General features: G+C 67.3%; 24 protein-coding genes. 8 read left to right on the top strand and 16 right to left on the bottom strand.

Going from position 1 to position 22,543, the window contains the following annotated elements; translation table 11 throughout:
- Positions 1-32 precede the first annotated feature (32 nt).
- Positions 33-878, top strand: a complete 846-nt coding sequence (locus J2Y58_RS06310; protein WP_310100313.1) for a LysR family transcriptional regulator — start codon at positions 33-35, stop codon at positions 876-878.
- Between the two features lie 67 nt (positions 879-945).
- On the opposite strand, the gene J2Y58_RS06315 is transcribed toward J2Y58_RS06310, so the two are convergent.
- The 5 genes from J2Y58_RS06315 to J2Y58_RS06335 all read right to left on the bottom strand — a co-directional run bounded on the left by J2Y58_RS06315 (position 946) and on the right by J2Y58_RS06335 (position 6,712).
- Entirely contained in the window at positions 946-1,953 is a 1,008-nt protein-coding gene (locus tag J2Y58_RS06315; RefSeq protein ID WP_310100314.1) for an NAD(P)-dependent alcohol dehydrogenase, read from the bottom strand.
- A gap of 89 nt (positions 1,954-2,042) precedes the next feature.
- Positions 2,043-2,345, bottom strand: a complete 303-nt coding sequence (locus J2Y58_RS06320; RefSeq protein ID WP_310100317.1) for a UvrB/UvrC motif-containing protein — start codon at positions 2,343-2,345, stop codon at positions 2,043-2,045.
- A 59-nt stretch (positions 2,346-2,404) separates the two neighbouring features.
- Positions 2,405-4,396: a glycoside hydrolase family 9 protein gene (locus J2Y58_RS06325; RefSeq protein ID WP_405053075.1), complete on the bottom strand. Its 1,992-nt coding sequence runs from the start codon at positions 4,394-4,396 to the stop codon at positions 2,405-2,407.
- 618 nt (positions 4,397-5,014) lie between these two features.
- Positions 5,015-6,166, bottom strand: coding sequence for a glycosyltransferase (locus tag J2Y58_RS06330; RefSeq protein WP_310100323.1), 1,152 nt, complete (start codon positions 6,164-6,166; stop codon positions 5,015-5,017).
- A gap of 234 nt (positions 6,167-6,400) precedes the next feature.
- The gene (locus J2Y58_RS06335; protein ID WP_310100325.1) at positions 6,401-6,712 is read right to left on the bottom strand and encodes a metalloregulator ArsR/SmtB family transcription factor; all 312 of its coding nucleotides are present in this window, start codon (positions 6,710-6,712) and stop codon (positions 6,401-6,403) included.
- 131 nt (positions 6,713-6,843) lie between these two features.
- Here J2Y58_RS06335 and J2Y58_RS06340 point away from each other — a divergent pair, with 131 nt between their 5' ends.
- Positions 6,844-7,578, top strand: coding sequence for an SDR family oxidoreductase (locus J2Y58_RS06340; protein WP_310100327.1), 735 nt, complete (start codon positions 6,844-6,846; stop codon positions 7,576-7,578).
- A gap of 47 nt (positions 7,579-7,625) precedes the next feature.
- On the opposite strand, the gene J2Y58_RS06345 is transcribed toward J2Y58_RS06340, so the two are convergent.
- Positions 7,626-8,351, bottom strand: a complete 726-nt coding sequence (locus J2Y58_RS06345) for an SDR family oxidoreductase (protein WP_310100330.1) — start codon at positions 8,349-8,351, stop codon at positions 7,626-7,628.
- A gap of 149 nt (positions 8,352-8,500) precedes the next feature.
- Between J2Y58_RS06345 and J2Y58_RS06350 the strand changes: the two genes are divergently transcribed.
- Complete coding sequence (locus J2Y58_RS06350) at positions 8,501-9,397, top strand: AraC family transcriptional regulator (protein ID WP_310100642.1); 897 nt, start codon at positions 8,501-8,503, stop codon at positions 9,395-9,397.
- A 12-nt stretch (positions 9,398-9,409) separates the two neighbouring features.
- Here the strand turns inward: J2Y58_RS06350 and J2Y58_RS06355 are convergent, their stop codons facing one another.
- From J2Y58_RS06355 to J2Y58_RS06370, 4 genes are all read right to left on the bottom strand, one after another.
- Positions 9,410-9,826, bottom strand: coding sequence for a hypothetical protein (locus tag J2Y58_RS06355; RefSeq protein WP_310100332.1), 417 nt, complete (start codon positions 9,824-9,826; stop codon positions 9,410-9,412).
- Positions 9,827-9,835: 9 nt separating this feature from the next.
- Positions 9,836-9,973 carry a hypothetical protein gene (locus J2Y58_RS06360; RefSeq protein ID WP_310100335.1) on the bottom strand — a complete coding sequence of 46 codons (138 nt, stop codon included), beginning with the start codon at positions 9,971-9,973 and terminating at the stop codon, positions 9,836-9,838.
- A 131-nt stretch (positions 9,974-10,104) separates the two neighbouring features.
- A complete protein-coding gene (locus J2Y58_RS06365) occupies positions 10,105-10,491 on the bottom strand; it encodes a hypothetical protein (protein ID WP_310100338.1) in 387 nt (128 codons plus the stop codon).
- Positions 10,492-10,613: 122 nt separating this feature from the next.
- On the bottom strand, positions 10,614-10,925 hold the full coding sequence (locus J2Y58_RS06370) for a hypothetical protein (protein ID WP_310100340.1): 312 nt from the start codon (positions 10,923-10,925) through the stop codon (positions 10,614-10,616).
- Positions 10,926-11,085: 160 nt separating this feature from the next.
- Here J2Y58_RS06370 and J2Y58_RS06375 point away from each other — a divergent pair, with 160 nt between their 5' ends.
- The 4 genes from J2Y58_RS06375 to J2Y58_RS06390 are packed head-to-tail and all read left to right on the top strand — an operon-like array spanning position 11,086 to position 15,209.
- Positions 11,086-11,829, top strand: coding sequence for an ATP-binding cassette domain-containing protein (locus J2Y58_RS06375; RefSeq protein ID WP_310100645.1), 744 nt, complete (start codon positions 11,086-11,088; stop codon positions 11,827-11,829).
- Positions 11,826-13,265, top strand: coding sequence for a DUF3526 domain-containing protein (locus J2Y58_RS06380; RefSeq protein WP_310100343.1), 1,440 nt, complete (start codon positions 11,826-11,828; stop codon positions 13,263-13,265). Before J2Y58_RS06375 ends, J2Y58_RS06380 begins: the two co-directional genes overlap by 4 nt.
- Entirely contained in the window at positions 13,262-14,521 is a 1,260-nt protein-coding gene (locus tag J2Y58_RS06385) for a DUF3526 domain-containing protein (RefSeq protein WP_310100346.1), read from the top strand. Before J2Y58_RS06380 ends, J2Y58_RS06385 begins: the two co-directional genes overlap by 4 nt.
- Positions 14,514-15,209 carry a class I SAM-dependent methyltransferase gene (locus J2Y58_RS06390; RefSeq protein ID WP_310100349.1) on the top strand — a complete coding sequence of 232 codons (696 nt, stop codon included), beginning with the start codon at positions 14,514-14,516 and terminating at the stop codon, positions 15,207-15,209. Before J2Y58_RS06385 ends, J2Y58_RS06390 begins: the two co-directional genes overlap by 8 nt.
- A gap of 169 nt (positions 15,210-15,378) precedes the next feature.
- Here the strand turns inward: J2Y58_RS06390 and J2Y58_RS06395 are convergent, their stop codons facing one another.
- Positions 15,379-16,272 carry a LysR substrate-binding domain-containing protein gene (locus J2Y58_RS06395; protein ID WP_310100351.1) on the bottom strand — a complete coding sequence of 298 codons (894 nt, stop codon included), beginning with the start codon at positions 16,270-16,272 and terminating at the stop codon, positions 15,379-15,381.
- 101 nt (positions 16,273-16,373) lie between these two features.
- On the opposite strand from J2Y58_RS06395, the gene J2Y58_RS06400 reads away from it, so the two are divergent.
- Positions 16,374-17,240 carry an NmrA family NAD(P)-binding protein gene (locus tag J2Y58_RS06400; RefSeq protein WP_310100354.1) on the top strand — a complete coding sequence of 289 codons (867 nt, stop codon included), beginning with the start codon at positions 16,374-16,376 and terminating at the stop codon, positions 17,238-17,240.
- 62 nt (positions 17,241-17,302) lie between these two features.
- Here J2Y58_RS06400 and J2Y58_RS06405 read toward each other — a convergent pair whose 3' ends face one another.
- From J2Y58_RS06405 to J2Y58_RS06425, 5 genes are all read right to left on the bottom strand, one after another.
- Positions 17,303-17,449 (bottom strand): hypothetical protein, encoded by a 147-nt coding sequence (locus J2Y58_RS06405; RefSeq protein WP_310100357.1) that lies wholly within the window; start codon positions 17,447-17,449, stop codon positions 17,303-17,305.
- Between the two features lie 103 nt (positions 17,450-17,552).
- Positions 17,553-18,833 (bottom strand): MFS transporter, encoded by a 1,281-nt coding sequence (locus J2Y58_RS06410; protein ID WP_310100360.1) that lies wholly within the window; start codon positions 18,831-18,833, stop codon positions 17,553-17,555.
- Positions 18,834-18,871: 38 nt separating this feature from the next.
- A complete protein-coding gene (locus J2Y58_RS06415; RefSeq protein ID WP_310100363.1) occupies positions 18,872-19,876 on the bottom strand; it encodes a transporter in 1,005 nt (334 codons plus the stop codon).
- Between the two features lie 136 nt (positions 19,877-20,012).
- Positions 20,013-21,761 carry a bifunctional 3-(3-hydroxy-phenyl)propionate/3-hydroxycinnamic acid hydroxylase gene (locus J2Y58_RS06420; RefSeq protein WP_310100366.1) on the bottom strand — a complete coding sequence of 583 codons (1,749 nt, stop codon included), beginning with the start codon at positions 21,759-21,761 and terminating at the stop codon, positions 20,013-20,015.
- A complete protein-coding gene (locus tag J2Y58_RS06425; RefSeq protein WP_310100370.1) occupies positions 21,680-22,528 on the bottom strand; it encodes a fumarylacetoacetate hydrolase family protein in 849 nt (282 codons plus the stop codon). Before J2Y58_RS06425 ends, J2Y58_RS06420 begins: the two co-directional genes overlap by 82 nt.
- Positions 22,529-22,543 lie beyond the last annotated feature (15 nt).

A 22,543-nucleotide genomic window follows, 5' to 3' on the forward strand; every position in this document is an offset into this window, starting at 1 on the left:
AAACGCGCGCAAGCTCAGCATAGATGCCGTCTATGATCGACCGCTACCACCTGCGCTACTTCCTCAGCGTCGTCGACACCGGCAACTTCTCGCGCGCCGCCGCCGCATGCAACGTCTCGCAGCCGACATTATCGGTCGGGATCGCACGGCTGGAGGCGTCGCTGGGCCGCACGCTCTTCAACCGCACCAATCGCCGGGTCGCGCTGACCGAGGCGGGCGCCGGGCTGTTGCAGCACGCCCGTACGATCGAGGCCGGGTTCGCCGCCGCCGAGCGGGCGGTGACCGGCACCGCCGCCGCGCCGTTGCTGCGGCTCGGCGTGCTCACCACGATCCCGCGCCGCTGGACCGAACGCTGGCTGGCGGCACGCACCGCCGGGCGGGTCGAGATCGTCGAGGGCAACGCGCGCGACCTGCGCGCCCGGCTCGCGCGCGGGCGCATCGATGCCGCCGTGACGATCCTCCACGACGGCGACGATCGCGGCGCCGGACAGCATCTGCTGACCGAAGGCTATACGCTGGCGATCGCCGCCACGCACCCGCTCGCCGATCGCGCCAGCCTGCGCGCCGAGGAGGTCGCGCACGAGCCGATGATCGTCCGTCGCCACTGCGAGCGGCTGTCGGACACCAGCCGCTTCTTCACCGCGCGCGGTGTCCGCCCGTTCTTCCCCGCGCGCACGACCAGCGACGATCTCGCCCTGTCCTACGTCCGCGCCCGCACCGGCATCACCGTCATGCCCGAGGGCTTTCGCGCCGAAGGGGTCGCGCGGGTGGCGCTGGAAGGATTCGACGCCTCCCGCGACCTCGGCCTCGTCTTCGCCGCGCACCTCGCCCCGGACCCGGCACTGATCGCCGGCTGGGCGGAGGTGCTGGACGACTAGGATCCGTTCCAGCATAGCTGGAGCGGGCCGGCACCGCTTTCACGTCAGTAAGTCAGACTCTAGCGCCTCACCACGCGACGCCGATCTTGCCGAAATGCCCCGCGCCCATCTCGTAACGGAACGCGTCGGCCAGCTCCTCCAGGGCGAAGCGGCGATCCACCACCGGCTTCAACCCGCCCTGCTCGATCGCGCGCACGAAGTCCTGCTGCTCGCGGCGGCTGCCGACGATCAGGCCCTGCAACCGCGCCTGCTTGCCCATCAGCGCCGCCGTCGGCACCTCGCCGCTCGCTCCCGTCAGCACGCCGATCAGCGAGATATGCCCGCCGACGCGCACCGCCTCGATCGACTGCGCCAGCGTTCCCGGCCCGCCGACCTCGACGACATGGTCGACCCCGCGCCCGCCGCTCCAGTCGAAGATCGCGCGCCCCCATTCGGGCTGCGCGCGATAATTGAGCACATGGTCGGCGCCCAACGCCCTGGCCCGCTCCAGCTTCTCGTCCGACGACGAGGTGATCGCCACCCGCGCGCCCATCAGCTTGGCGATCTGCAACGCCCAGATCGAGACGCCGCCGGTCCCGAGCAGCAGCACCGTGTCCCCGGCCTTCAGCTTGCCGTCGACCACCAGCGCCCGCCACGCGGTCAGCCCGGCGGTGGTGATCGTCGCTGCCTCCACCGCATCCAGCCCCTCGGGTGCGCGCGTGAAGGCGGTGGCGGGGCGCACGGCGGCCTCCTGCGCATAGCCGTGGATGCCGTCGCCGGGCGTACGGCTGAAGTCGCCGATCGTCGGGGTGCCGTCCTGCCAGTCGGGGAAGAAGCAGGAGACGACGCTGTCGCCGACCGCGAAGTCGGTCACCCCATCGCCGATCGCCTCGACGGTGCCCGCACCGTCGGCCAGCGGCACCAGCCCGTCCGCCGCGCCCATCCGCCCCGTGACGACCCCCAAGTCGTGATAGTTGAGCGAGCTGCCGTGCAGCGCCACGCGGATCTCGCCCGCGCCCGGCTGGCCGGGATCGGCGCGATCCTCCAGCCGCAGATTGTCGAGCCCCGCCGGGGCATGCACCACCATTGCCTTCATCGTGACCATCTCCTCGATCGCGGCGTCAACGAAGCACCCATGCCCGTTTTCCCGCCCATGTCCTTGATCCGCCGCACCGACGGCGGCGTTCACCGCTTCCGGTTGCGCCCGCGCGTCATGGGGTCCGGCCTGGGCGGCGGGGTCCAGCCCGGCGGCGGTGCGACCTGCTGCCGGCTGGTGCCCAGCCCCATTGCGCCCGGCCGCTGGCGCGTCAGCCCGCTCGCATCGGCCGCCGCCGCATCCGCGGCGCTCGCCCCGCCTCGCAACAGGTTGATGCGATCGCGCAGCCGCCGCGCCTCCTCGAAATCGAGCGCCGTCGCAGCCGCCTCCATCCGCGCCTGCAAGGCGGCCAGCGTCTCGCTCGGGGCATCATCGGACGGAACGATCGGCACTGGGCGCTCCCGCAATCGGTCCGCTCAGAACCGGCCGCGCGCGCCGACGTTCCGCCGCGTCACCCCGCGTCGGCCAGCCGCGTCCCGGCATTGGCGAGCATCAGGTACATCGCCCCTTCCGGCACGACATATTCGTTCTCGCCCCAGAAGAACGGCCAGTCGTCGCGGTTCTCCGGATAATCGGGCTTCAGCACCAGCACGCCGGGCACCACCCCGCCGGGAATGAACGAGAAATCGGCGCGGTTGCTGCCATAGGCGACCTCCTTCGACAGCGCGCCCACCCCCGAGACGAAGGACCGGTCCGATGCCGGATGATGCCCGTGGAGGAAATCGAGCGCGCGGGTCACCGCGCTCGCGTCGACCAGATCGGGGAACTGCGTGTGCAGCGCAAAGCCGGTCAGCCCGAAGTTCAGCACCGCGCCGCTCCCCGCCCAGCCGCCGGTCGTGATCGGCACCCCGAACGGATTGACCTTCGTCATGCCCTGCGCCTTTGCGGCCCACTCGCGCGCCGCCGGCTCGATCGCGGCGCGATAGGCGGCGGGCATGAACGGGATCGCCTTGATCATCACCGTCGCCGTGCCGTCGAAGCGCCGCAGCATCGCCGGCGCCAGCGCCTGGACCCGTTCGGCGTACCGTGCATCGCGCGTCGCGGCGAGCAATTCGACCGCGGCGGTGAATTCCTCCTCCTCCAGCGGCCCGCCGGTGGTGTTGCCGTGGCGGAACAGGTCCGGAGCATGGCCATGTTCGTCCGTCCACACCTGCTGCGCGCGGTCGAGGCAACGCTTGGCGAACGCCGGGTCGCGATCCTTCCACGCGCGGTACGTCGCCGCCAGTGCCGCGGCCGAGCCATAGTTCAGCGCCGACGCCTTGCTGGTGAACGCCCATCGGTCGTCGGGCGTCCCGCTGCGCCCGCCGCGCCGGTCGAACGCTTGGCCGTACGGCTTCAACTTGGGATCGAATACCAGCCCGTCGGTCTTGCTCGCCGCATCGCCCAGGTGCGTATATTGCCCCACGTCGGGCTCGACGATGCCGTGGATCGCATGGCCGACCGCATCGAACTGCGCCAGCAATTGCAGGCTGCCGTGGCGGATCTGCTGGAGGATGTCGGGCGTGCCGTCCGGCACGTGCATCTCGACGCGCCGCGCCGCCCAGTCGACCGCCACCGTGTCGCGGTCGATCCCGAACGTCTCCCACGCATCGGCCAGCTGCCGGACGACCTGGTATTGCGTCTGGGTGCGGATGTCGAAATCGCCCGCGTCCAGCCAGCCGCCCACCGCCAGCCCGGGGATATGCTCGCCCGGCTTGAAGCGCGTGTCGGTGGTCGGCCCTTGCCGGTACAGGTCGATATGTTCGTGGTTCACCGGCGCCTGCCGTGCGTCGTCGCGATGCGGATCGCCGTGCCAGGCGCGATAGGCCTCATTGACCGCCATGTGGTCCATCGCGATCGGGAAATAGACGTCGTTGGTCAGGTTCCAGCTGTTGGTCAGCACGCCCTTGTCGATCGGGAACGGCGCGGTGCGCGTGCCGCCATATTCGATCGCGTAGGTGCCCGGCGTCGTGACGCGGCTGAAGTCGAACCGCACGTAGCGATAGCGCAGGTATCGGCCCCAGTCGCGGGCGTCGCCGCCCGCCACCGGCGCGAACGTGCCGTTGCCGTCCAGCTTGAGCAGCCGCGGCTGAAGCGTGCGGCGATCGTCGCGATCCAGTTCCACCGTCGCGATCTTCGTGCCACCGGGGCGATAACCGATCTGCGAATGGCCGATCACCGGCGGGCGCAGCCATCCCGGCACGCTGTTGGCGGCCAGCGTCCATTCCAGCACCTGGCCCGTGCGCCCGGCCGGCAGGAGTTGCCGGACCACGAACCAGCCGTTCTGCGCCTGGTTGCGCCCGTCGAACAGCGACAGCGTGCCCTCGCGCGTGGTGATCGCGACGCGCCGCGCCGGGTCCTCGGGGGCGAGAAGGAATTGTCGCGCGCTGGCGAACGGGGTCGGCTCGGCGCCCGGCCCGTCGCTGCGCCCGGACGCGGCGTTGCGCGTCCCGGTCAGCGTCATCGCGTCCGCCGGATAGCGTGGGAACAGCGCCGCCTTGCCGTCCGCGGTGTAGCTGTGGTGGAAATAGGCGGACGGCACGAATTCCAGGTTCAGCCCCGCCTTGCCGACCTGCGCCGCCGGCAGCGGCCGGTCGAGCAGCACCGACAGCACCACCGTCTCGCCGCGGCGCTGCGCGCGGACCGTATAGGCGAAATCGGCGTACTTCATCGCCACCTCGATCACGCCCGCGCCCTTGTCGACGCGCCGGCTGACGAAGGTTCCGGCCGGGTCCCACTGGCCGGGGGTGGCGGACAGCCGGACGTCACCGTTGGTGGCGGTGCGCACGCCTTGCTGGATCAGCTCGACCCCGCTGATCTTGGCATCGGCGAACAGCCCTTCGTTGATGTTCGAGAAGACCAGCCAGTTGACGCCAGGCGCCTCGAAATACTCGGCGTCGCCCAGCGTCAGCGTCTGCGCCACCGTTCCCGTCGATACCAGCAAAGCCGCGATAAACGCGGCGGCGCGACGCGCCCGCATAAGCGATCCCCTCCGAACATCTTTTCTATAAGTGAGCGCTACCATAACTAGCGCCCGGCGATTCGCAACCGCCGGAAAGATGATCGAAATCGAGGTGCCGGCCTATCGCCGGCCGGCGGTTGCCTTCTCCACAAAGGCTTTGAACGCGGAACGGAAATGCTCCTCGCTGAACCGCTGCGCATGGCCCCTGATCGCGGCAGGGTCGAAGCGGTCGCTCTTGGCCTCGAAAGCCAGGATCGCCTCGCGCAATCCGTCCGCGCTCTGCTCGGCGAACAGCACCCCCGACAGCTCGGGCACCACGCTGTCCAGCGCGCCGCCATAGCCATAGGCGATCACCGGCCGCCCGCTCGCCATCGCCTCGACCGGCGCGATCCCGAAATCCTCCTCGCCCGGCATCAGGAATGCGCGGCACGACGCATACAGCTCCTTCAGCCGTCCGAAGCCGACCTGACCCTCGAAGGTGATCGTCGGCCCCGCCATCGCCTTCAGCTTCTTCGTCTCCGGCCCGGTGCCGGTGATGACCAGCCGGCGGCCGAGCTCATTGCAGGCGCGGATCGCCAGGTCGATCCGCTTGTACGCGACGTGACGCCCGGTGATGAGGTAGAAGTCCTCCGCGACCCCGGTCGAGAATTCGTCGACCGACACCGGCGGATGGAGGACGGTCGCCTCGCGCCCGTAATATTGCCGGATGCGCGACGCGACATGCGTCGAATTGGCGAGAAAATGCGTCACCCGGTCGCTGCTGAGCCGGTCCCACAGCCGCAGGAACGGCACGCTGACCGTCATTACGAAGCGACCTAGTGCACCGGTGGTCGCTTTATAGTCCTGATACTGGTCCCAGATGTAACGCATCGGCGAGTGGCAGTAGCAGATGTGCACCGCTCCCAGCCCCGGCAGCACCCCCTTCGCCGGGCCGGACTCGCTGGAGATGACCAGATCATAGCCCGATACATCGAAGTTCTCGACCGCGATCGGCATGATCGGCAGGAGCTTGCGATAATAATTCTTGGCGCCGGGCAGCTTCTGGATGAAGCTCGTCACGACCTTCCGGTCGCCGACCAGCTTCTGGCTGACCTCGGGATCCTCCAGCATCGTGAAGATATCGGCTTGCGGATAGACCTTCAGGATCTGCTCGACGACCTTCTCGCCGCCGGCGATCCCCACCAGCCAATAATGAACGATCGCGACACGCAACGGGCGCCGCGCATCATTGTGCACGGGTACGACATCGCTCGTCTGAGTCGCATCGACCACCATCATCATCTTCCCCGCGACCACCGATCCATTGTCTCAGCGTGCGGCTCGCCTCTGGCGCTACTGTCGTCCGGTCTCACGACCGGAGCTCAGCAACCCTCCTCCGCGACCGCCGCACGACTGTCAGCACAACCCCTGCCCGCCATAGCACCATCCCCCGCCCCGGCAAGCACGCCCGCATCGCTGATAACTCTCCGAAATACCGCGGCCTAGCTCCACGCGACCGGGCGGTCGTCAGGCCGGCCGGTTGGCGAGCACCGCGTCGAGCAGACCTGGGAACCGCTGGTCGAATTCGGCGCGGCGCAGCGTGTTGATCATCTCGCGCCCGGCCTGCGCCGTCTCGATCAGCCCGGCTGAACGCAGCAACTTCAGATGGTTGGACAGCGTGCTCTTCGGGATGGACTCGCACGGCGCGGCATCGGTGCAGCTCAGCCGCTCGGTTGCGGCGAGCCGCGCCACCATCGCCAGCCGATTGGGATCGGCCAGCGCGTGCAGCGCCAGATCGAGCGGAACGTCCTCCAACCGCGGATGGGTGAAGCGGGGCATGCGACAGATATAGAGTGCCACGTTAAATTTAATAGTTCGGTATTCTTGAACCGTTGAACCGTGCTCCCATCTTCCTGCCTGCCGACAGCGCACGACGCCGTGATCGCGGGCCAGACTTTTGGAGAATGCACATGTCACTTGCAGGCAAGACCGCGCTCGTCACCGGCGGATCGCGCGGCATCGGCTCGGCCATTGCCAAGCGGCTGGCGGCCGATGGCGCGGCGGTGGCGATCACCTATGCCGGCAACAAGGCCGCGGCCGACGCCACGGTGGCGGCGATCGCGAGCGCCGGCGGCACCGCCTTCGCCTTTCAGGCCGATGCCGCCGACTCCGCCTCGCAGCGGGCCGGTGTCGTGCAGGCCGCCGATGCCCTGAGCGGGATCGACATCCTCGTCCACAATGCCGGCGTCGCCGAATTCTCGACCATCGCGGAGGATACCGACGAAACCTATGACCGCCAGTTCGGCGTCAACGTGAAGGGCCTCCACGTCGGCACCCGCGCGGCGTTGCCGCATCTTCGCGACGGCGGGCGGATCATCCTGATCGGCAGCATCTCGGGCGAAATGGCCTTCCCCGCGACCACGGTCTACAGCGCGACCAAGGCGGCTGTGGCGGCGCTGGCACGCGGCTGGGCCAAGGACCTCGCGCCGCGCAACATCCTGGTCAATACCGTGCAGCCCGGCCCGATCGACACCGACATGAACCCCGCGGATAGCGAATTCGCCGGACAAGTGCTGCAAGCGATCCCGCTCGGCCGCTACGGCAAGGTCGAGGAGATCGCGGGCGCAGTGGCATTCCTCGCCGGGCCCGATGCGAGCTACATCACCGGCGCCACGCTCAACATCGATGGCGGTGCGACGGCTTGAGAGATAGCACGGGCGTGCCGGCCACAAGAGCCGGCACGCCGATGCCGTTACATGTCCGCTGCGGTCGGGCGGACGATCACCTCGTTGATATCGACGCCCTCGGACTGCTCCAACGCGTAGCGCACCGCCCGCGCGATCGCATCCGGGGTCAGCGACTTCTTTCGCCATCCCGTCAGTGCCGTTGCGACGTCGGGATCGGTGATGTCGTGCCCCAGTTCCGTGGCGACCACGCCCGGCGAGATGAGGGTCGACCGAATCTCGTCATGCTCCTGCCGCAACCCCTCGGTGATGGCGCGCACCGCATGCTTGGTGCCGCAATAGACCGCAGCGGTGGGCATCACCATGTGCGCGGCAACCGAGGCGACGTTGACGATATGACCGCCCTTCTGCGCCACGAACCGGGGCAACACGGCGGCGATACCGTTGAGGACGCCGTGGATATTGACATCGACCATCCGCTTCCACTCGTCGCGCTTCAGCGCGGCGAGGGGCGACAGCGGCATCACGCCGGCATTGTTGACCAGCACGTCGACGCGCCCGAACCGCGCCTCTGCGGCTTCCACGAAGGCGTCAAAGTCGGCGCCGTCCGTCACGTCGAGCGTGCGCCACGCGACGGTCTCGCCCAATTCCTCGGCCAGTGCCTGCAAACGATCCCCGCGCCGTGCGCCGATGAAGAGGCGCGCGCCGGTCGCCGTTAGTTCGCGCGCCGTCGCCTCGCCGATCCCGCTGGAAGCCCCGGTGATGAGGACGACCTTGTCGATGCTGATTGTCATGATGCTTTCCTTGCCTTGAAGTGACAGCCGGCAAGATGGTGCCGCAGCGTCGGGCAGCGGTAGAGCAATCGTCCAAACGCTTTGCACGATCCTCCAGAACCCGCTTTGCTCGCTTGCGCATGTCGCCGGGCTGACGGATGACGATCGGCATGGACCGGATCACCGAACTTGCTGCCGTCATCGATCGTCACGTCACCGGATCAGGCATTTGCACGACCGCGATGCCGCATGTGTCACTGATCCGGGCCGATCAACCGAGCACCCCGACGCCGGCCGTCTACGAGGCATCGCTTTGCCTGATAGCCCAGGGATCGAAGCGCGTCTCGATCGGTGACCATAGCGTCGTCTACGACGCCGCGCATTATCTCCTGGTCTCTGTCGACCTCCCGCTGGTCGGCGATGTGATCGATGCCAGCCCCGATCGTCCCTATCTCTGCTGCAAGATCGACCTCGATCCCGCGATGCTGTCTGATCTGATGGTCACGGAGGGTGGCGCTGTGCCCCACACCGACCTGCCGGTACTGGCCGTCTATCCCAGCGACCCCGACCTGATCGACGCCGCATGCCGGCTGGTCGGACTGCTCGACCGGCCGGACACGATCCGCGTCCTGGCGCCGCTGATCGAGCGGGAAATCCTCTACCGGCTGCTCACCGGACCGCACGGACCGATGCTTCGCCACCTCGCTACGGCAGGCAGTCACCTCAACCAGATCAGCCGCGCCATCGCCGCGATCCGCCGCCGGTTCGACGCGCCGATCCGGATCGACGAGGTCGCCGCCGAGGCGGGCATGAGCCCCTCCTCGCTCCATGCGCATTTCAAGGCGATCACGCGCATGACGCCACTCGAATATCAGAAGCAGTTGCGCCTGCAGGAAGCGCGCCGGCTGATGCTGGTCGGCGGCGCTACGGCGGGCACGGCGGGCTTCGCGGTCGGCTATGAAAGCCCTTCGCAGTTCAGCCGCGAGTATCGACGCCTGTTCGGCGCGCCGCCGCGCCAAGACATCGAACGGCTGCACGCCGCCCCCTCCGCAGGGATCGCCTTCTGAGTACGGTCGGGCTTACACTCGTTCAGCACGGCAGCAGCGCCGAAGGAAGTAGACCTCCGTCAGCCGCTCCTCGTACATAGCCTTGACGGTCGTCTGGATCGCCTGCTCGGTGATATAGGTCTTCTGCTTGGCCGGCCTGCCGGGTGTCGCCAGCACCCCCGGCGTCACCGCTGTGAGCGCCGCCCCCTTGTCTCGCGCTGCCTTTCGGCCAGCGGTCCGCAGCGACAGGCGAACGTCCGGAGGCTCATCCCGGCCCCGACGAACACGGTCTGTCCATTGAAATCGAAGGGCGCGATCGCATTGTAAGGGCTGCGTTCCGGCATTGTCGGCGCCGTTGGTACCCGCCGCGACGCTGGCCACGGTGGAGGCGATGATCTCGTCCGGATAGACGTCGAACAGGTTCTTCGCGCCAGCGCTGAAGCGCGGCACCAGGGTAGCTTACCAAGACAGTTCGACATCGGTCAGCACTTTCGCGCCGAGCTGCTGGACGATATCGATGTCGGCGGCGCCCGTCGCCGCCGAAACCCGCCGCGTGTCGTAGCCCGGCGTCAGCACGTCGGCGCCTGCGACGGTCACGTCGTCAGCGCCACCGCTGACACCTCGCCGCATCGCGTCTTCGTGACGGACAGCGTCACACGCCCTCGCATGTAGTGAGGTCTAGCGTCATCTTGGTCCTCGACAGGCTGTCGAAAAAAGGAGCTGCTGCGTCAGATCGAATCAGGGCGTCGTGACCCATAGCGCCGTAAGCGGCGGCGGCGTAGCAGCGATGCGGTCGAACGCGGTCTTGGTGTAGTTTCCCGCGAGCGTGCCGGTGAACAGGCTTCCGTCATCGAACCGACGACGCGCGTTTTTTTGACAACGAGATCGACGCTTTTGGTGTCGGTATCGACGGTGTTGGTGATGTTTGGGATCGCGCTGAATCCGCCGACGCGCATGCCCGACGAAAAGCTGGCCTCGCCGTAAGCACCGTCGCTTGCGGTGGCGATGCCCGCCGTCACCTGCGCGCGCGTCCCGATCGAGCGGTCAAGCAGGAGATTGGTGACGCCCGATATCGCGTCTGACCCATATTGCACCGAGGCATCATGGCGCAGCACCTCCGCCCGTTAGAGTGCGAAGGACGGAATGGCGTTGAAGTCGAGAGACACATCGCCGCGCCGATGCCGTTGGAGGCGTTGAGGTCGGACGAGGTGTGGCGCCGCTCGCCGTTCACCAGCACCTACCCCGGCCCTAGCTCGCGCAACGATGATGGTTGGAGAAAAGCGTTCACGCCCGACCTCAGCGGGCGCGGCGTGGCGAAGATGGACACCTCGACCTTCAGCTGCTGAATCAAATCGCCGCGGCCGCTCTGTTGCAACTGATCGCGCGTAATCGCGTCGACCGGGTTTGGCGAGATGGGTGAGGCGCGACCGCCAAACCGGTTTCCGGTGACGATGATCTCACCTTTGGCGGTTTCGATCGGCTCGACCATGTCCGTATCGGCCGGCGCCGCCTGCGCGACAGCCGGCGATGCGGCGAGCGCCGCGAGCATCGCGGTCGCGGCGAACCGCTGATCCGTACGTGTCGCCTGAGTTCCCCTTGATCGCTCGATCGGATGACGGACCTTTCACGGCGACGATAAGCAATCGCCCGGCTCACCCTAATCTCCTCTGCATGTTATGTTGCAATGTAACATGAGTACCGGCAAGAGGATGCACATGACCGCAACGCTCGACCCCATTCATTTGCACGATGTCAGCCTGTCCTACGGCAACCATCGCGTCCTCGACGGCCTATCCCTCTCGATTGCGGCGGGCAACGTCACCGCCCTGCTCGGCGGTAACGGGGCGGGCAAGTCGACGACGCTGGCCGTGCTGCTCGGCTTCGCCAGAGCGGAAAGCGGCGAGGTTGCGGTATGCGGGATCGACCCCGCCGCGGACCCGGACGGCGCTCGTCGCCGGATCGCTTACCTGCCGGAGAATGTCGCGCTCTACGAGCATCTGACGGCCGTGGAGAATGCCGACTATCTCCTCGCCCTGTCCGGGCAGCGCCGGGATTGCGAAGCGATCACCCGCGCCTTCGCTGCGGCGGGGCTTCAGGAGCGCGCATGGGATCAGCGGCTCGGCGGCTTTTCGAAGGGCATGCGACAGAAGGTCGCGATCGCGGTGGCGCTGCTGCGCGAAGTGCCGGTCCTGCTGCTCGACGAACCCACCTCGGGGCTCGATCCGCGAGCCACGGCGGACTTCAATGCATTGCTCGCCCGGGTACGCGATCGCGGCACCGCGGTGCTGATGGTCACGCACGACCTGCTGTCTGCCGCCGATGTCGCCGATCGCATCGGCTTCCTCGAGGCCGGCCGCCTTGCGGACGAGGTGATGGCGAACGGCGCAGACCGCTTCGATTTGCGTTCTCTTCATGCCCGCTTCCAGGTCGGCGGCGGCAGGCGCGCGGCATGAGCGCGGCGACGCTGATCGCGCGCGACGAACTGCGCCTCCTCCGCCGCAACCGCGTTGCGGTGATCGCGACGACGCTGCTGGTGCTCCTCACGATCGTGGCGGTGGCGACCAGTTGGGCGCATCAGCGCGGCATCGCCGACGTGCGCGAACGTCAGCAGCACAGTGCAGAAACCGCGTTCAAGGCGCAGCCCGATCGCCATCCGCACCGCGTCGTCCACTACGGCACCTTCATCTTCCGCCCGCTGGGGCCTCTCGCCGCTTTCGATCCCGGAGTCGACGCCTTCACCGGCAATTCGATGTTCCTCGAGGGCCACCGACAGAACAGCGCCAACTTCGGCGATGTGCGGCAGAGCTCGCTGCTCGTGCGCTTCGGTCAACTCACGCCTGCCTTCGTGCTGCAGATCGTCGCGCCGCTGCTGCTGATTTTCCTCGGCTACGGCGCCCTGGCGCGGGAGCGCGAGCGCGGCACGCTGCGCCTGCTGATGTTGCAAGGGGTGTCGCGGCGCTCGCTCGTGGGCGGCAAGCTGCTCGCGCTCGGCACCGTGGCCTTCCTCGCGGGCCTGCCGGCGATGATCGGCTTGGTTGCGACCGTAGGTCAGCCCGGCGCGCTGACGCTGCCGATGCTTGTCACCGCAGTCGGCTATCTCGCCTATCTCGCCTTGTGGACCGTCGTCATCCTGCTCGTCTCCGCCACGGTGCGCCGCAGCCGCGACGCGCTGCTCGCCCTGGTGGCGCTTTGGGCGGTCACCGCGGTGCTGCTTCCGCGCGTCATGCCGGACATAGCGAGCGCCGCGGTGCCCTTGCGCAATCGCCTTCAGACCGACATCGCGATCGCGCGGGACCTGCGCCGGATGGGCGACAGCCATAATCCCGCCGATCCGCACTTCGCCGCGTTCAAGCAATCCGTGCTTGATCGCTACGGCGTCACCCGTATCGAGGACCTGCCCGTGAACTACAAGGGCCTGGTCGGCATGGAGGGCGAGCGGCTGACGTCGTCGCTGTTCGCGCGCTACACCGGTGAGAGCTACGCTGCGCAGGGCCGGCAGATTGCACTGGTCGACGCGACCGGCATCCTCAGCCCCACGATCGCCCTGCGCGCGCTGTCGATGGCGGCGGCGGGAACCGACTTTGCCGGCCATCGACGCTTCCTCGATCAGGCGGAGGCGTATCGCTATGCGCTGGTCCAGCGATTGAACCGGATGCAGGCGGAGGACGTCAGCTACTCGGACGATACCGCCGAGGATGCCGGGGCCGATCGGCGCAAGCGCGTGTCGGCGACCAACTGGTCCACCATGCCCGACTTCTCCTTCGCGCGCGCGAGCGGCGCCGAGCTCGCGCGCGCAGCGCTGCCCGGCCTCGCCATAATCCTGGGCTGGCTGGGCGCTGCGACGGTGCTGCTGGCGCTCGCCGCCCGTCGCGTGGGAGCGCGCCGATGACCCTGCTCGGCCATGAGCTTCGCCTTCTGGTCCGCCAGCGACTGATGATGTTCGCGCTGGCGCTGCTGACCTGTCTTACCATCGCAGCGCTTGCGGCCGGCATGGCCGAGGTCGCGCGCCAGCGCGCCGCCATCGCCGCGATCCCCGCCGCGCAGGCCGAGGACATCGAAGCCATCGCGGCCTGGATCGACGAAAAGAAGGACGCGGGCAGCGCCGCCTACTACAGCTTCCATCCCACCTGGAATGCGCCCGCGCCGCTCGCCTTTGCCGCGTTAGGAATGCGCGATGTGTCGCCCTACATCCTGCGGGTCCGCGCGCTGGGGCTGGAGGCGCAGATCTGGGACGGCGATACCTTCAATCCGGAACTCGCACTACCCGGGCGCTTCGACTTCGCATTCGTGCTGGTGTTCCTGGCGCCGCTGTTCGTCATCGCGCTGTTCCACGACCTGCGCTCGGGCGAGCGCGAGGCCGGGCGCGAGCGGATGCTCGACGCGCTGCCGGGCGCGCGCAACCTATGGCGCCGGCGCACCGGGATCAGGCTGGCACTGCTCTGCGCCGCGCTGGCCTTGCCGTTCATGGTGGCGGCGATCGTCGAGGGCGTCGCATCCGGCACGATCCTGATCGTGCTGCTCGTCGTCGTCTCGTACCTGCTCTTCTGGGTCGCAATTGCCGCGCTGGTCGGGCGCCTGCGATTGAGTTCGGTCGCCAACGCCGCCACGCTCGCGGCGACATGGATGGTGCTGGTGCTGATCGTGCCCACTCTCGCCAACGTCGTCGTCAACGCCGCGCTGCCGGTGACTCAGGGCGCCGAGATCGCGATGGCGCAGCGCGAGGCGGTGAATCGCGCCTGGGACGTCCCGCGCGAAGAGACGATGCGCCGGTTCTATGCGCAGCATCCCGAGTGGGCGGACTCGGCCCCGCTCGGCGCCGCCTTCCACTACAAATGGTATTTCGCCTTCCACCAGAACGGCGACGAGAGCGTCGCCGGGCGCGTCCACGCCTACCGCGCGGCGCTGGTGAAGCGCGACGCGGTCGGCCGTGCGCTTGGCTGGTTGCTGCCCTCGGTCGGCGTTCAGGCGCTGCTCACTCGGCTCGCCCGGACCGATCTCTCCGCGCAGCTGGCCTATCAGGACAGCATCCGTGCGTTCCACCGGCAGCTTCGCACCTTCTACTATGGCTATCTCTTCCGCGACCGGCCCTTCGCCAGGGCCGATTTCGCACGAGCGCCCCGCTTCGGAGACGATCCTCATGGCTGACGCAAACCAGGCATTTCTCGACATGTTCGACGATCCGGAGCGCGTGGCCGCCTATGCCGAAGGACCACCGCGCTACATGCCCGGCTATGAGGCGGTCCAGCGCATGGCCGGCATTCTCCTGGCCGAACGGTCGCCCGCCGACGCGCATGTGCTGGTGCTAGGCGCGGGCGGCGGGCTCGAGTTGAAGGCATTGGCGACGATGAAGCCGGCTTGGCGCTTTACCGGTGTCGATCCCGCCGGACCGATGCTCGATCTCGCGCGGGTGGCTCTCGGCGCCCATGCCGGGCGCGCCGCCTTGGTCCAGGGGACCATCGACGCCGCTCCCCCCGGCCCATTCGACGCCGCCACCTGCCTACTGACCCTCCACTTCCTGCCGCGCGAGCAACGCGTTCGCACGCTGGCCGAGATGCGTCGCCGTCTTTGTCCGGGCGCACCGTTGGTCGTGGCGCACGCCAGCTTCGCGCAGCACGAACCGGCCCGAAGCTCGTGGCTTGCCCGCTACGGCGCCTATGCCCTCGCGTCCGGCGCCGATCCCACGGAAGTGGAGCAGGCGCGCACGGCCGTTAGGAACAGCCTGACGCTGCTGACACCGGAGGACGACGAGGCGTGCCTGCACGAAGCGAGGTTCGGCGAGATCGAAGCGTTCTATGCCGCTTTCACTTGGCGCGGCTGGATCGCAAGATCATGAGCCGACGGCGTAGCGAAGGACGAGCATCCCTCCCAAGAACGCTTGAGCATCGTAAGGCTTTTTGCTTCGCGGTCGCGGCGGCCCACAATTGATCAATCGCAGCGAGGCAGGCGCTGCTCGAATGCCCTCTTCGTTCAGGTGGTGCGTCGTGGCGGCGAGTTGCTGACGGTCAGCACCGATCCTCCAGATAGGCGGCGAGTTCCTCGGCCGTCCCGTTCGGGAAGGATTGCCGCAGGTACTCCAGGAACGCCGACACCCTCGCGTTCAGCAGGCGGCGCGAGGGGTAGAGCGCCCATAGCGCGACGCGTGAGGTCGGGACATCACCCCACGCGATCAGCCGCCCTGTTGCGATGTCCCCGCTGACCAGGGAGAGGGGCAAGCGCGCCACGCCGGCTCCAAGACGCGCCGCATCCCGGATCATCACTAGCGAGGATAATCGGAGCACCGGATCGATCGCCATTGCGCGTTGCCCATCGGTGGTGTCGATCGTCCAGCTGCTCTCGACGTCGCGGTCGCGCACCACGGCAGGAAAGATGCCGTCCGTCAGCGGCGATAGGTCAGGTGCGGCAACGACGATTAGTCGGTCATGGAGAAAGGGTCGGCCCACCAGCGCATCGTCCGCCGCCGGGTTCACGCGGATGACCAGATCATAGCCCTCCTCAATCATGTCGACCGCGCGATCGTCGGTCGTGACCTCCAATCGGACGTCGGGATGCCGTTGCGCGAACCCCGCCGCCAGCCGCCCCATCGCGGTCTGAGAGAAGAGCAGCGGCGCGCTGATCCTGAGGCGTCCACGAACCTTCGCGCCGCCCGATGCGATCTCAATCGTCGTCTCCTCAAGCTCGGCGAGCAGAGCGCCTGCCCTCTCGGCCAGTGCCCGCCCCTCCTCGGTCAGCTTGAGGTCGCGCTGACCGCGCTCGAACAGGCGCAGGTCGAGCGCGGCTTCCAGCTCCGACACGCGGCGCGACAGCGTCGCCTTGGGCCGACGCGCGGCCCGCGCGGCTTTGCCGAAGCCGCCATGGCGAGCGACGAGCGTGAAATCGGCGAGCGCGAGCAGGTCCATATCGTTCCACCCATGAGACGGCGCGTCCAGATTACGCGGCTATTTGCCGTACGATGGATCACGCATCTTGCTCGGGTCAGCAAGACCCAAGGAGAAACCTCATGACCATTCTCGTAATCGGCGCCACCGGACGCGTCGGCCGCCATGTCGTCGAACAGCTTGTCGCTCGCGACGCCTCTGTCCGCGTCCTCACCCGTGACCCTGCCAAAGCAGTGTTTCCGACGGGCGTCGATGTTGCCAAGGGCGATCTGCTCGATATCGAAGCCTTGCGGGCGGCCTTCGTCGGCGTAAGGACGCTATTCCTGCTCAATGCGGTGACCGGTGACGAGTTCACCCAGGCGATCGTCACGCTCAACGTCGCCCGAGAGGCGGGTGTCGATCGCGTCGTCTATCTGTCGGTGTTCGACGCCGACCGGGCCGTCAACGTACCGCACTTCGCGGTAAAATCGGGTGCCGAGCGGATGCTCGAGGCGATGGGCTTCGGCGCCACCATTTTGCGTCCGACCTATTTCATCGACAACGAGGCGATGGTGAAGGACGTGATCCTTCAGCACGGTGTCTATCCGATGCCGATCGGCGGCAAGGGCGTGGCCATGGTCGATGCGCGCGACATCGCCGAGGTCGCGGCGATCGAGCTGATCCGGCGTGACCGCGCACCCGACAAGCTGCCGATCGAGACGATCAACGTGGTCGGTCCGGAGACGCTGACCGGCGAGGACGTGGCAGCGATATGGTCCGACGTCCTCGGGCGCCCCGTCGCCTATGGCGGCGACGATCCCAGCGGTTTCGAACAGAACATGGCGACGTTCATGCCGCGCTGGATGGCCTATGAGATGCGGCTGATGGCCGAGCGCTACGTCAGCGACGGGATGATCCCGGAGGCGGGCGACCGCGAGCGCCTGGAGAGCCTGCTCGGCCGGCCCTTGCACGACTATCGCGAGACGGGAGTCCGGCTCGCTTCCGCCTGATCTTCGGGTTGCGACCTCGGCGGCCAGCGGGTTGGATAACCGCCGGCCGCCGGGTTCACGCGTCAGGCGGCGTCCGCCATCCAGGCGATCGCATCCGCGCCGGCGGTTATCTTGAGCGGTGCGGACGGGTCGGTCGCGGCCTCGAACCCGGCAGCTGCAACCTCCTGAGCATGAGTGACCGGCGCTGCGTCCTCCAGGAACCGTCTCATCACGCCCTCGATCAACGGCTTGTAGGCGGGATCGTCGAAGCGTTGCCATAGCCCTTATCTCGCTGATCGCGCCGCCATTTCACGTCTTGACGTTGCCCGCAGCTCACTCGGCGGAAAGCTCAAACTTGACAGGATTCTCGGCCCGTTCGTTCGCGCGCTCGTTGCTGGTTGTCGGGAAGAAGGTGGCGGCAGCTACACCCAAAGCTAAGGTTCCGACGCTGCAAAGGAGGACGGCCGAGCCGAGGGATCCCGACATGCCGGTCAGCGCGATGATCAGGATCGGGCTTGCGAATTGCCCGCTCCAGAAGCTCGACTGCCACCAGCCCGCGCCCTGACCGCGCCGCGCCGCCGGCAGCAGCGCCATCGCGCCGTTGAGAAAGGTCGGCAAGGCGATACCCCCGGCGAAACTGGCGACGAACAGACCCGCAGCCAGATAGGGGTAAGCGGTCGCCAGACCCGCGATGGCGAGGCCGGCGGCGAGCAGCGAAAAGCACAGCACGCCCGTCACCGCGAGCGGCAGATGGCGCAGGCGGCCGAAGCACAAGGTGCCGATAACGACTGCGAAATTGCTCGCCGCCGACATCATGCCGACGGTTGATGGCGCCACCGGGCCAAGTGCGTTCAAGAGATACGGCGTTTGGATCTGTGCGACATAGAAGCCCAACGACAGCACCACTGTCGCGAAGCAGATGATTGCCAGTCGGGCGAAGGGGAGCTCCCCGTGCGGCGGGGTGGAAGGGGCCGCGGGGACGGGTATCGTGCGACCGTCCGACGGCACCAGCATCAGCATGACGGGCAAGGCGAACAGCGCCATGCTATAGACGGCAAACGGCGCGCGCCAGCCGATGGTGCCCAACGCACCGCCAATCAACGCGAAGATCACCGCCGCGACCGACGCACACGCAGTCTGTAACGACAGCAGGCGTTCCCGTCGCGCCGCGGTGTAGAGATCACCGATCAGCGCCGTGGAACACGTCATGATAATGCCTTCCGCCACGCCCATTCCGGCGCGCACCGCGATGATCGCGTTCAGATCATGCAGGACCAATGGCAGCAGGCCGAAGACGGCATAGAGCAGCATCGCGACCGTCAGCAGCCGGCGCTTGCCCACACGATCCGCCAACCAGCCGACCACGGCCGAGCACAGCGCGATCGCCAGCGCCGGTACGGTGAGAGCGAGCGCCACGCGCAGGCGGACGTCGGCGGCGCCCGCGAACGCGGCTTCCAACTGCGGCAGGACCTGCGCGATCAGCAACGTGCCCGCGATCGGCAGGCAGGCCAGCAGCGCCAGCAGCACACCCGGGGCCTGCGTCCTTGTCTCCGCCGAACGCTCGCTGCCCGGCCCGAACGGTACCGCTGCTTGTTCTTGGATCATGACATGCATGACGATCGTCCTTTGTCGAGGAAAAGGGCTGGACCGGGTCAGTGGATCGGCACGATGAATTGGACGTTGATTTGCGGTCCCGTCGCATAGTTGCGCGTCCTGACCGGCAAGTAGACGTTCGCGTTGACCGCGAGGCGCGGCAAACGATCGACGTGAACACCGGGCCCGACATAGATGGCCGATCGCCTGGTGTCGGCCAGACGTGTGCCGTTAATGCGATCGTCGTCCAGCTGCTGCACGAGAAAGCCGTTGGCTCCCAACGCCACGCCACGCGATATCTCACGAGAGGCAGCCAGGTTCGTGTAGATCAGTTGCCCGGCTTGACCGTTCCGGAAGGTGAAGCCCGGAATGGTTGGCGGATTGGCGATGCGGGAGGTGCGGAAATTGTAGAGATATTGCGTGCGGCCCGATACCTCCCAGCCCGGCGCCGGCAACAGCGTCCAGGCGACATACGGGTTGATCGACCAATAGCCGCTGCCCTGGTTGAGGTCGCGAGACCGGTCGAAACCACCGGTGGGCGCGATCGCGTTGAGCGCGAGACGGACGGAGGCGACGGGGCGGGGGCCGCGCATCACCGGCTTGAACTGGATGTACGGACCAAAGGTGATATCCCCCAGACCCGTGCCGTTATCGCGCAGCTGCAATCCGCCGCTGCCGAACCGGCTGTCGATGCGGGTGACGGGCACCAGCACGTCGAACCCCAGCGCGTTGCCGCCGAGCGTGTAGGAAGTGGCGACGGACAATTGCGTCACCGACGTGGTCACGTTGATGCGCGGGTTACGAAATGCAGGCGCGTCGTCGCCCTTGTTGTCGGTGATCGCGTTCAGATCGTTGAAGCGGACATATTGCAGCACCGTCAGACCGGGGCGTGCCGCGCTGAACCCGTCGTAGAAGCTGCTGCTGCCTAGATTGATGCCGTTGGTGGGCACAACCAGATCTGGCAGGGCGGACCCTGCAACGTTCCCGCTCGCCTGCGCACTCGCGGTCGGCGTCGCGAGCATCCCGGTCAGACCAGCCGCACACGACATCATCAGATAGCGCATCATCGATCCTCCCCATGACCCGGGCCTTCTGGCCCTGTGTCGTGACTCGGCGATTGTCGCCGCTTTATCTAATTTCCGAGATATACGGAAATCCGCCTTACTAAAAGCATGATTCCGGCATTGCCGCAATAGCGATCTAGATGGTGGATGCCGTGGATGATGCCGGGACAAGGCTGCCAAGTACCTTCAGCAGATGCGGGGCGACGGTCAGCAACTCGTCGGGCGCAAAGGTCGTCAGTACGTAGCGATCGGGCCGTATCAGCAGGATTCGTCCCGCAGCTCCCGCCGCGCGGAGTGTCGCGAGTGGATCGTGCGCTGCGGTCACGCACGGGACGGACGGAGGCAGGCGATCGTTGCCGATGGAAACAAGACGGGGTTCGAGCCGCACCACAAGCGGCGATCGAGCGACTTCGCGGAGCACCGCCGGATTGAGATCGACGCCGACGAGCGCGAAGCCGTCACCGAGCAGCTCGTCGAGTGGAGTCGGTGCTCCGTTCCGCGGCGTGACGATCGGTTGAGGTAGAAGTCGTCCGACCATTGTCGTGCGCGCCGGCGTCCCATCGGCGAGCACCAGCCCTTTGGCGAAGCGGGGCTTTGGCTTATACTTCATCTGGGCGAAATAGTCGCGCGCCGGGGCCCACAGGCCAAGCGAGCGGAACATCAGCCGGATCATCAGCCCCTTGCGTCTGCTCGACGGACCCATGATGCGTCCCATCCGCAGCGCGAGGCGGATCATCTCGGCAACGTGATCGCGCCGTTCGGGCTCATAGCTGTCGAGGATGGCCGGGGACAGTCGCCCTCCGACCACCCAGGCGAGCTTCCAGGCGAGGTTGTGTGCATCGCGGATGCAGCTGTTCATGCCCTGCCCCGCGAACGGTGGCGTGAGATGGCAGGCATCGCCCGCCAGGAACACGCGCCCGGCACGCCATGTCGGCGCGAGGCGCGCGTGAAAGGTATACACCACGCGGCGGACGACCACGCTGTTCGCGTCGGCACCGTGCGAGCGGATCAGCCGTCGCACCACGGCATCGTCCACCATGTCACCGGGCTGCTCGCCAGGCAGCAGCTTGAACTCGAAACGACGGGTCGCGTTCGGGCCGGGCAAGGCGATGCAGGGGCGGCGCGCGTTGCAGAACACCAACGTGTCGCGGCTCGGCGCAGGTGATCGTTCGAGGTCGACGATCAACCAACGCTCGGGAAAGGTTTCGCCCGCGAGTTCGAGGCCGAGGGTGGTGCGGATCGGGCTTCGGCCCCCGTCCGCGGCCACCAAGTAATCGCAGCGCACCGTACGCCGTCGCCCGTCCGCGTCGGCAAGCGTGAGGGTCACACCGCGGTCATCCTGGTCGAAGCCGTCGAGGATTGTGCCGAACAGGCTGTCGACGCTCGGCGAACGTGCCAGACAATTGCGCAGCGTGGCCTCGAACAGAGGCTGGCGAAAGGCATTGCGCCGCGCATAGCCATAAGGTTGCGCGGTTGGCTCCACCTTCAGGAACGGCCGCCCCCGCGGCGACAGATATTCGGAGCCATAGCCCGCGACGATGTCGGGCAGCACGTCGTCGATCACCCCGGCGGCCTGCATCGTGCGCAGCGATTCGTCGTCGATCGACACCGCACGCGGTTCCTGCACGGTGGCCGCGTTGCGTTCCACCAGCAGCGCGCGCGTGCCGTAGCGCGACAAGAGGCATGCGAGAGCGAGCCCCGTCGGCCCGCCGCCGACGATCACGACCGGATAATGCGCCACGTCCGCCCCGTCACGACGATCGGGCGGCGGAGCATCGACGGAACTTGGCGGTGGCGACAGCGTCATGCCTCGACCTCGACGCGATTGATCAGCAGGCCGACGCCGGGAATATCGACTTCGACCGTGTCGCCGGGCGTCATCCACAAGGGCGGCTGCCGCTTCGCCCCGACGCCGCCCGGCGTGCCGGTGGCGATCACGTCACCTGGCGACAACGGCGTGAACGCGGAGACATAGGCAATGACCGCTGCGATCGGAAAGATCATGTCCGAGGTCGGTTGCGATTGAACGACCTCGCCGTTGAGCCGGGTCGTCACCGTCAGCGTGGCGGGATCCGCAACCTCGTCGGCAGTGACCAGCCACGGTCCGAAAGCGCCGGTGCCGGGAAAGTTCTTGCCCGGCGTGAATTGCCGCGTGTGCCATTGCCAGTCGCGCACCGAGGCATCGTTGAAACAGGCGTAGCCTGCGACATGCGCAATCGCCCCGGCTTCGGGAATAGCGCGTCCGCCTTTGCCGATGACGATCGCCAACTCTCCCTCGAAATCGAGCTGTGTCGAGACGCGGGGCATCGTGATCGCCGCGCGGTGCGCGGTCTGGCTGTCGGCGAAACGGGTGAAGATCGAGGGATGGTCGACCTTGTCGCGGCCGGTTTCCTGGCGGTGGCTCTCGTAGTTGTGACCGACGCACAGGATCTTGCCCGGGTTGGGAATGACCGGCAGCAACGCCAGGTTCGCCCACGGGAGCCGGGGAGCCAAGGCCCGCGCGGCCAGCGCATCGTTCCAAGCAGCGGCAGCGATGAGCGCCTTCAGGTCGAGATAGCGACCGGCGAGCACCGCGCCGACATCGTACACGGTGTCGCCGTCGACGATGCCATAGCTGGCGCCGCGATCGGTGACGAAGCTGGTGAGCTTCATGGAAATATCTTCCTT

The sequence above is a fragment of the Sphingomonas sp. BE138 genome (assembly GCF_031456125.1).
Classification (GTDB): domain Bacteria; phylum Pseudomonadota; class Alphaproteobacteria; order Sphingomonadales; family Sphingomonadaceae; genus Sphingomonas.

What these genes read in the sequence shown, in the direction of transcription:
- J2Y58_RS06310 (WP_310100313.1), top strand. Translation starts at nt 33, where the DNA reads ATGATCGACCGCTACCACCTGCGCTACTTCCTCAGCGTCGTCGACACC.
- J2Y58_RS06315 (WP_310100314.1), bottom strand. Translation starts at nt 1,953, where the DNA reads ATGAAGGCAATGGTGGTGCATGCCCCGGCGGGGCTCGACAATCTGCGG.
- J2Y58_RS06425 (WP_310100370.1), bottom strand. Translation starts at nt 22,528, where the DNA reads ATGAAGCTCACCAGCTTCGTCACCGATCGCGGCGCCAGCTATGGCATC.
- J2Y58_RS06380 (WP_310100343.1), top strand. Translation starts at nt 11,826, where the DNA reads ATGAGCGCGGCGACGCTGATCGCGCGCGACGAACTGCGCCTCCTCCGC.
- J2Y58_RS06400 (WP_310100354.1), top strand. Translation starts at nt 16,374, where the DNA reads ATGACCATTCTCGTAATCGGCGCCACCGGACGCGTCGGCCGCCATGTC.
- J2Y58_RS06325 (WP_405053075.1), bottom strand. Translation starts at nt 4,396, where the DNA reads ATGACGCTGACCGGGACGCGCAACGCCGCGTCCGGGCGCAGCGACGGG.
- J2Y58_RS06385 (WP_310100346.1), top strand. Translation starts at nt 13,262, where the DNA reads ATGACCCTGCTCGGCCATGAGCTTCGCCTTCTGGTCCGCCAGCGACTG.
- J2Y58_RS06340 (WP_310100327.1), top strand. Translation starts at nt 6,844, where the DNA reads ATGTCACTTGCAGGCAAGACCGCGCTCGTCACCGGCGGATCGCGCGGC.
- J2Y58_RS06395 (WP_310100351.1), bottom strand. Translation starts at nt 16,272, where the DNA reads ATGGACCTGCTCGCGCTCGCCGATTTCACGCTCGTCGCTCGCCATGGC.
- J2Y58_RS06405 (WP_310100357.1), bottom strand. Translation starts at nt 17,449, where the DNA reads ATGAGACGGTTCCTGGAGGACGCAGCGCCGGTCACTCATGCTCAGGAG.
- J2Y58_RS06350 (WP_310100642.1), top strand. Translation starts at nt 8,501, where the DNA reads ATGGACCGGATCACCGAACTTGCTGCCGTCATCGATCGTCACGTCACC.
- J2Y58_RS06375 (WP_310100645.1), top strand. Translation starts at nt 11,086, where the DNA reads ATGCACATGACCGCAACGCTCGACCCCATTCATTTGCACGATGTCAGC.
- J2Y58_RS06390 (WP_310100349.1), top strand. Translation starts at nt 14,514, where the DNA reads ATGGCTGACGCAAACCAGGCATTTCTCGACATGTTCGACGATCCGGAG.
- J2Y58_RS06370 (WP_310100340.1), bottom strand. Translation starts at nt 10,925, where the DNA reads ATGCTCGCGGCGCTCGCCGCATCGCCGGCTGTCGCGCAGGCGGCGCCG.
- J2Y58_RS06410 (WP_310100360.1), bottom strand. Translation starts at nt 18,833, where the DNA reads ATGCATGTCATGATCCAAGAACAAGCAGCGGTACCGTTCGGGCCGGGC.
- J2Y58_RS06415 (WP_310100363.1), bottom strand. Translation starts at nt 19,876, where the DNA reads ATGCGCTATCTGATGATGTCGTGTGCGGCTGGTCTGACCGGGATGCTC.
- J2Y58_RS06345 (WP_310100330.1), bottom strand. Translation starts at nt 8,351, where the DNA reads ATGACAATCAGCATCGACAAGGTCGTCCTCATCACCGGGGCTTCCAGC.
- J2Y58_RS06335 (WP_310100325.1), bottom strand. Translation starts at nt 6,712, where the DNA reads ATGCCCCGCTTCACCCATCCGCGGTTGGAGGACGTTCCGCTCGATCTG.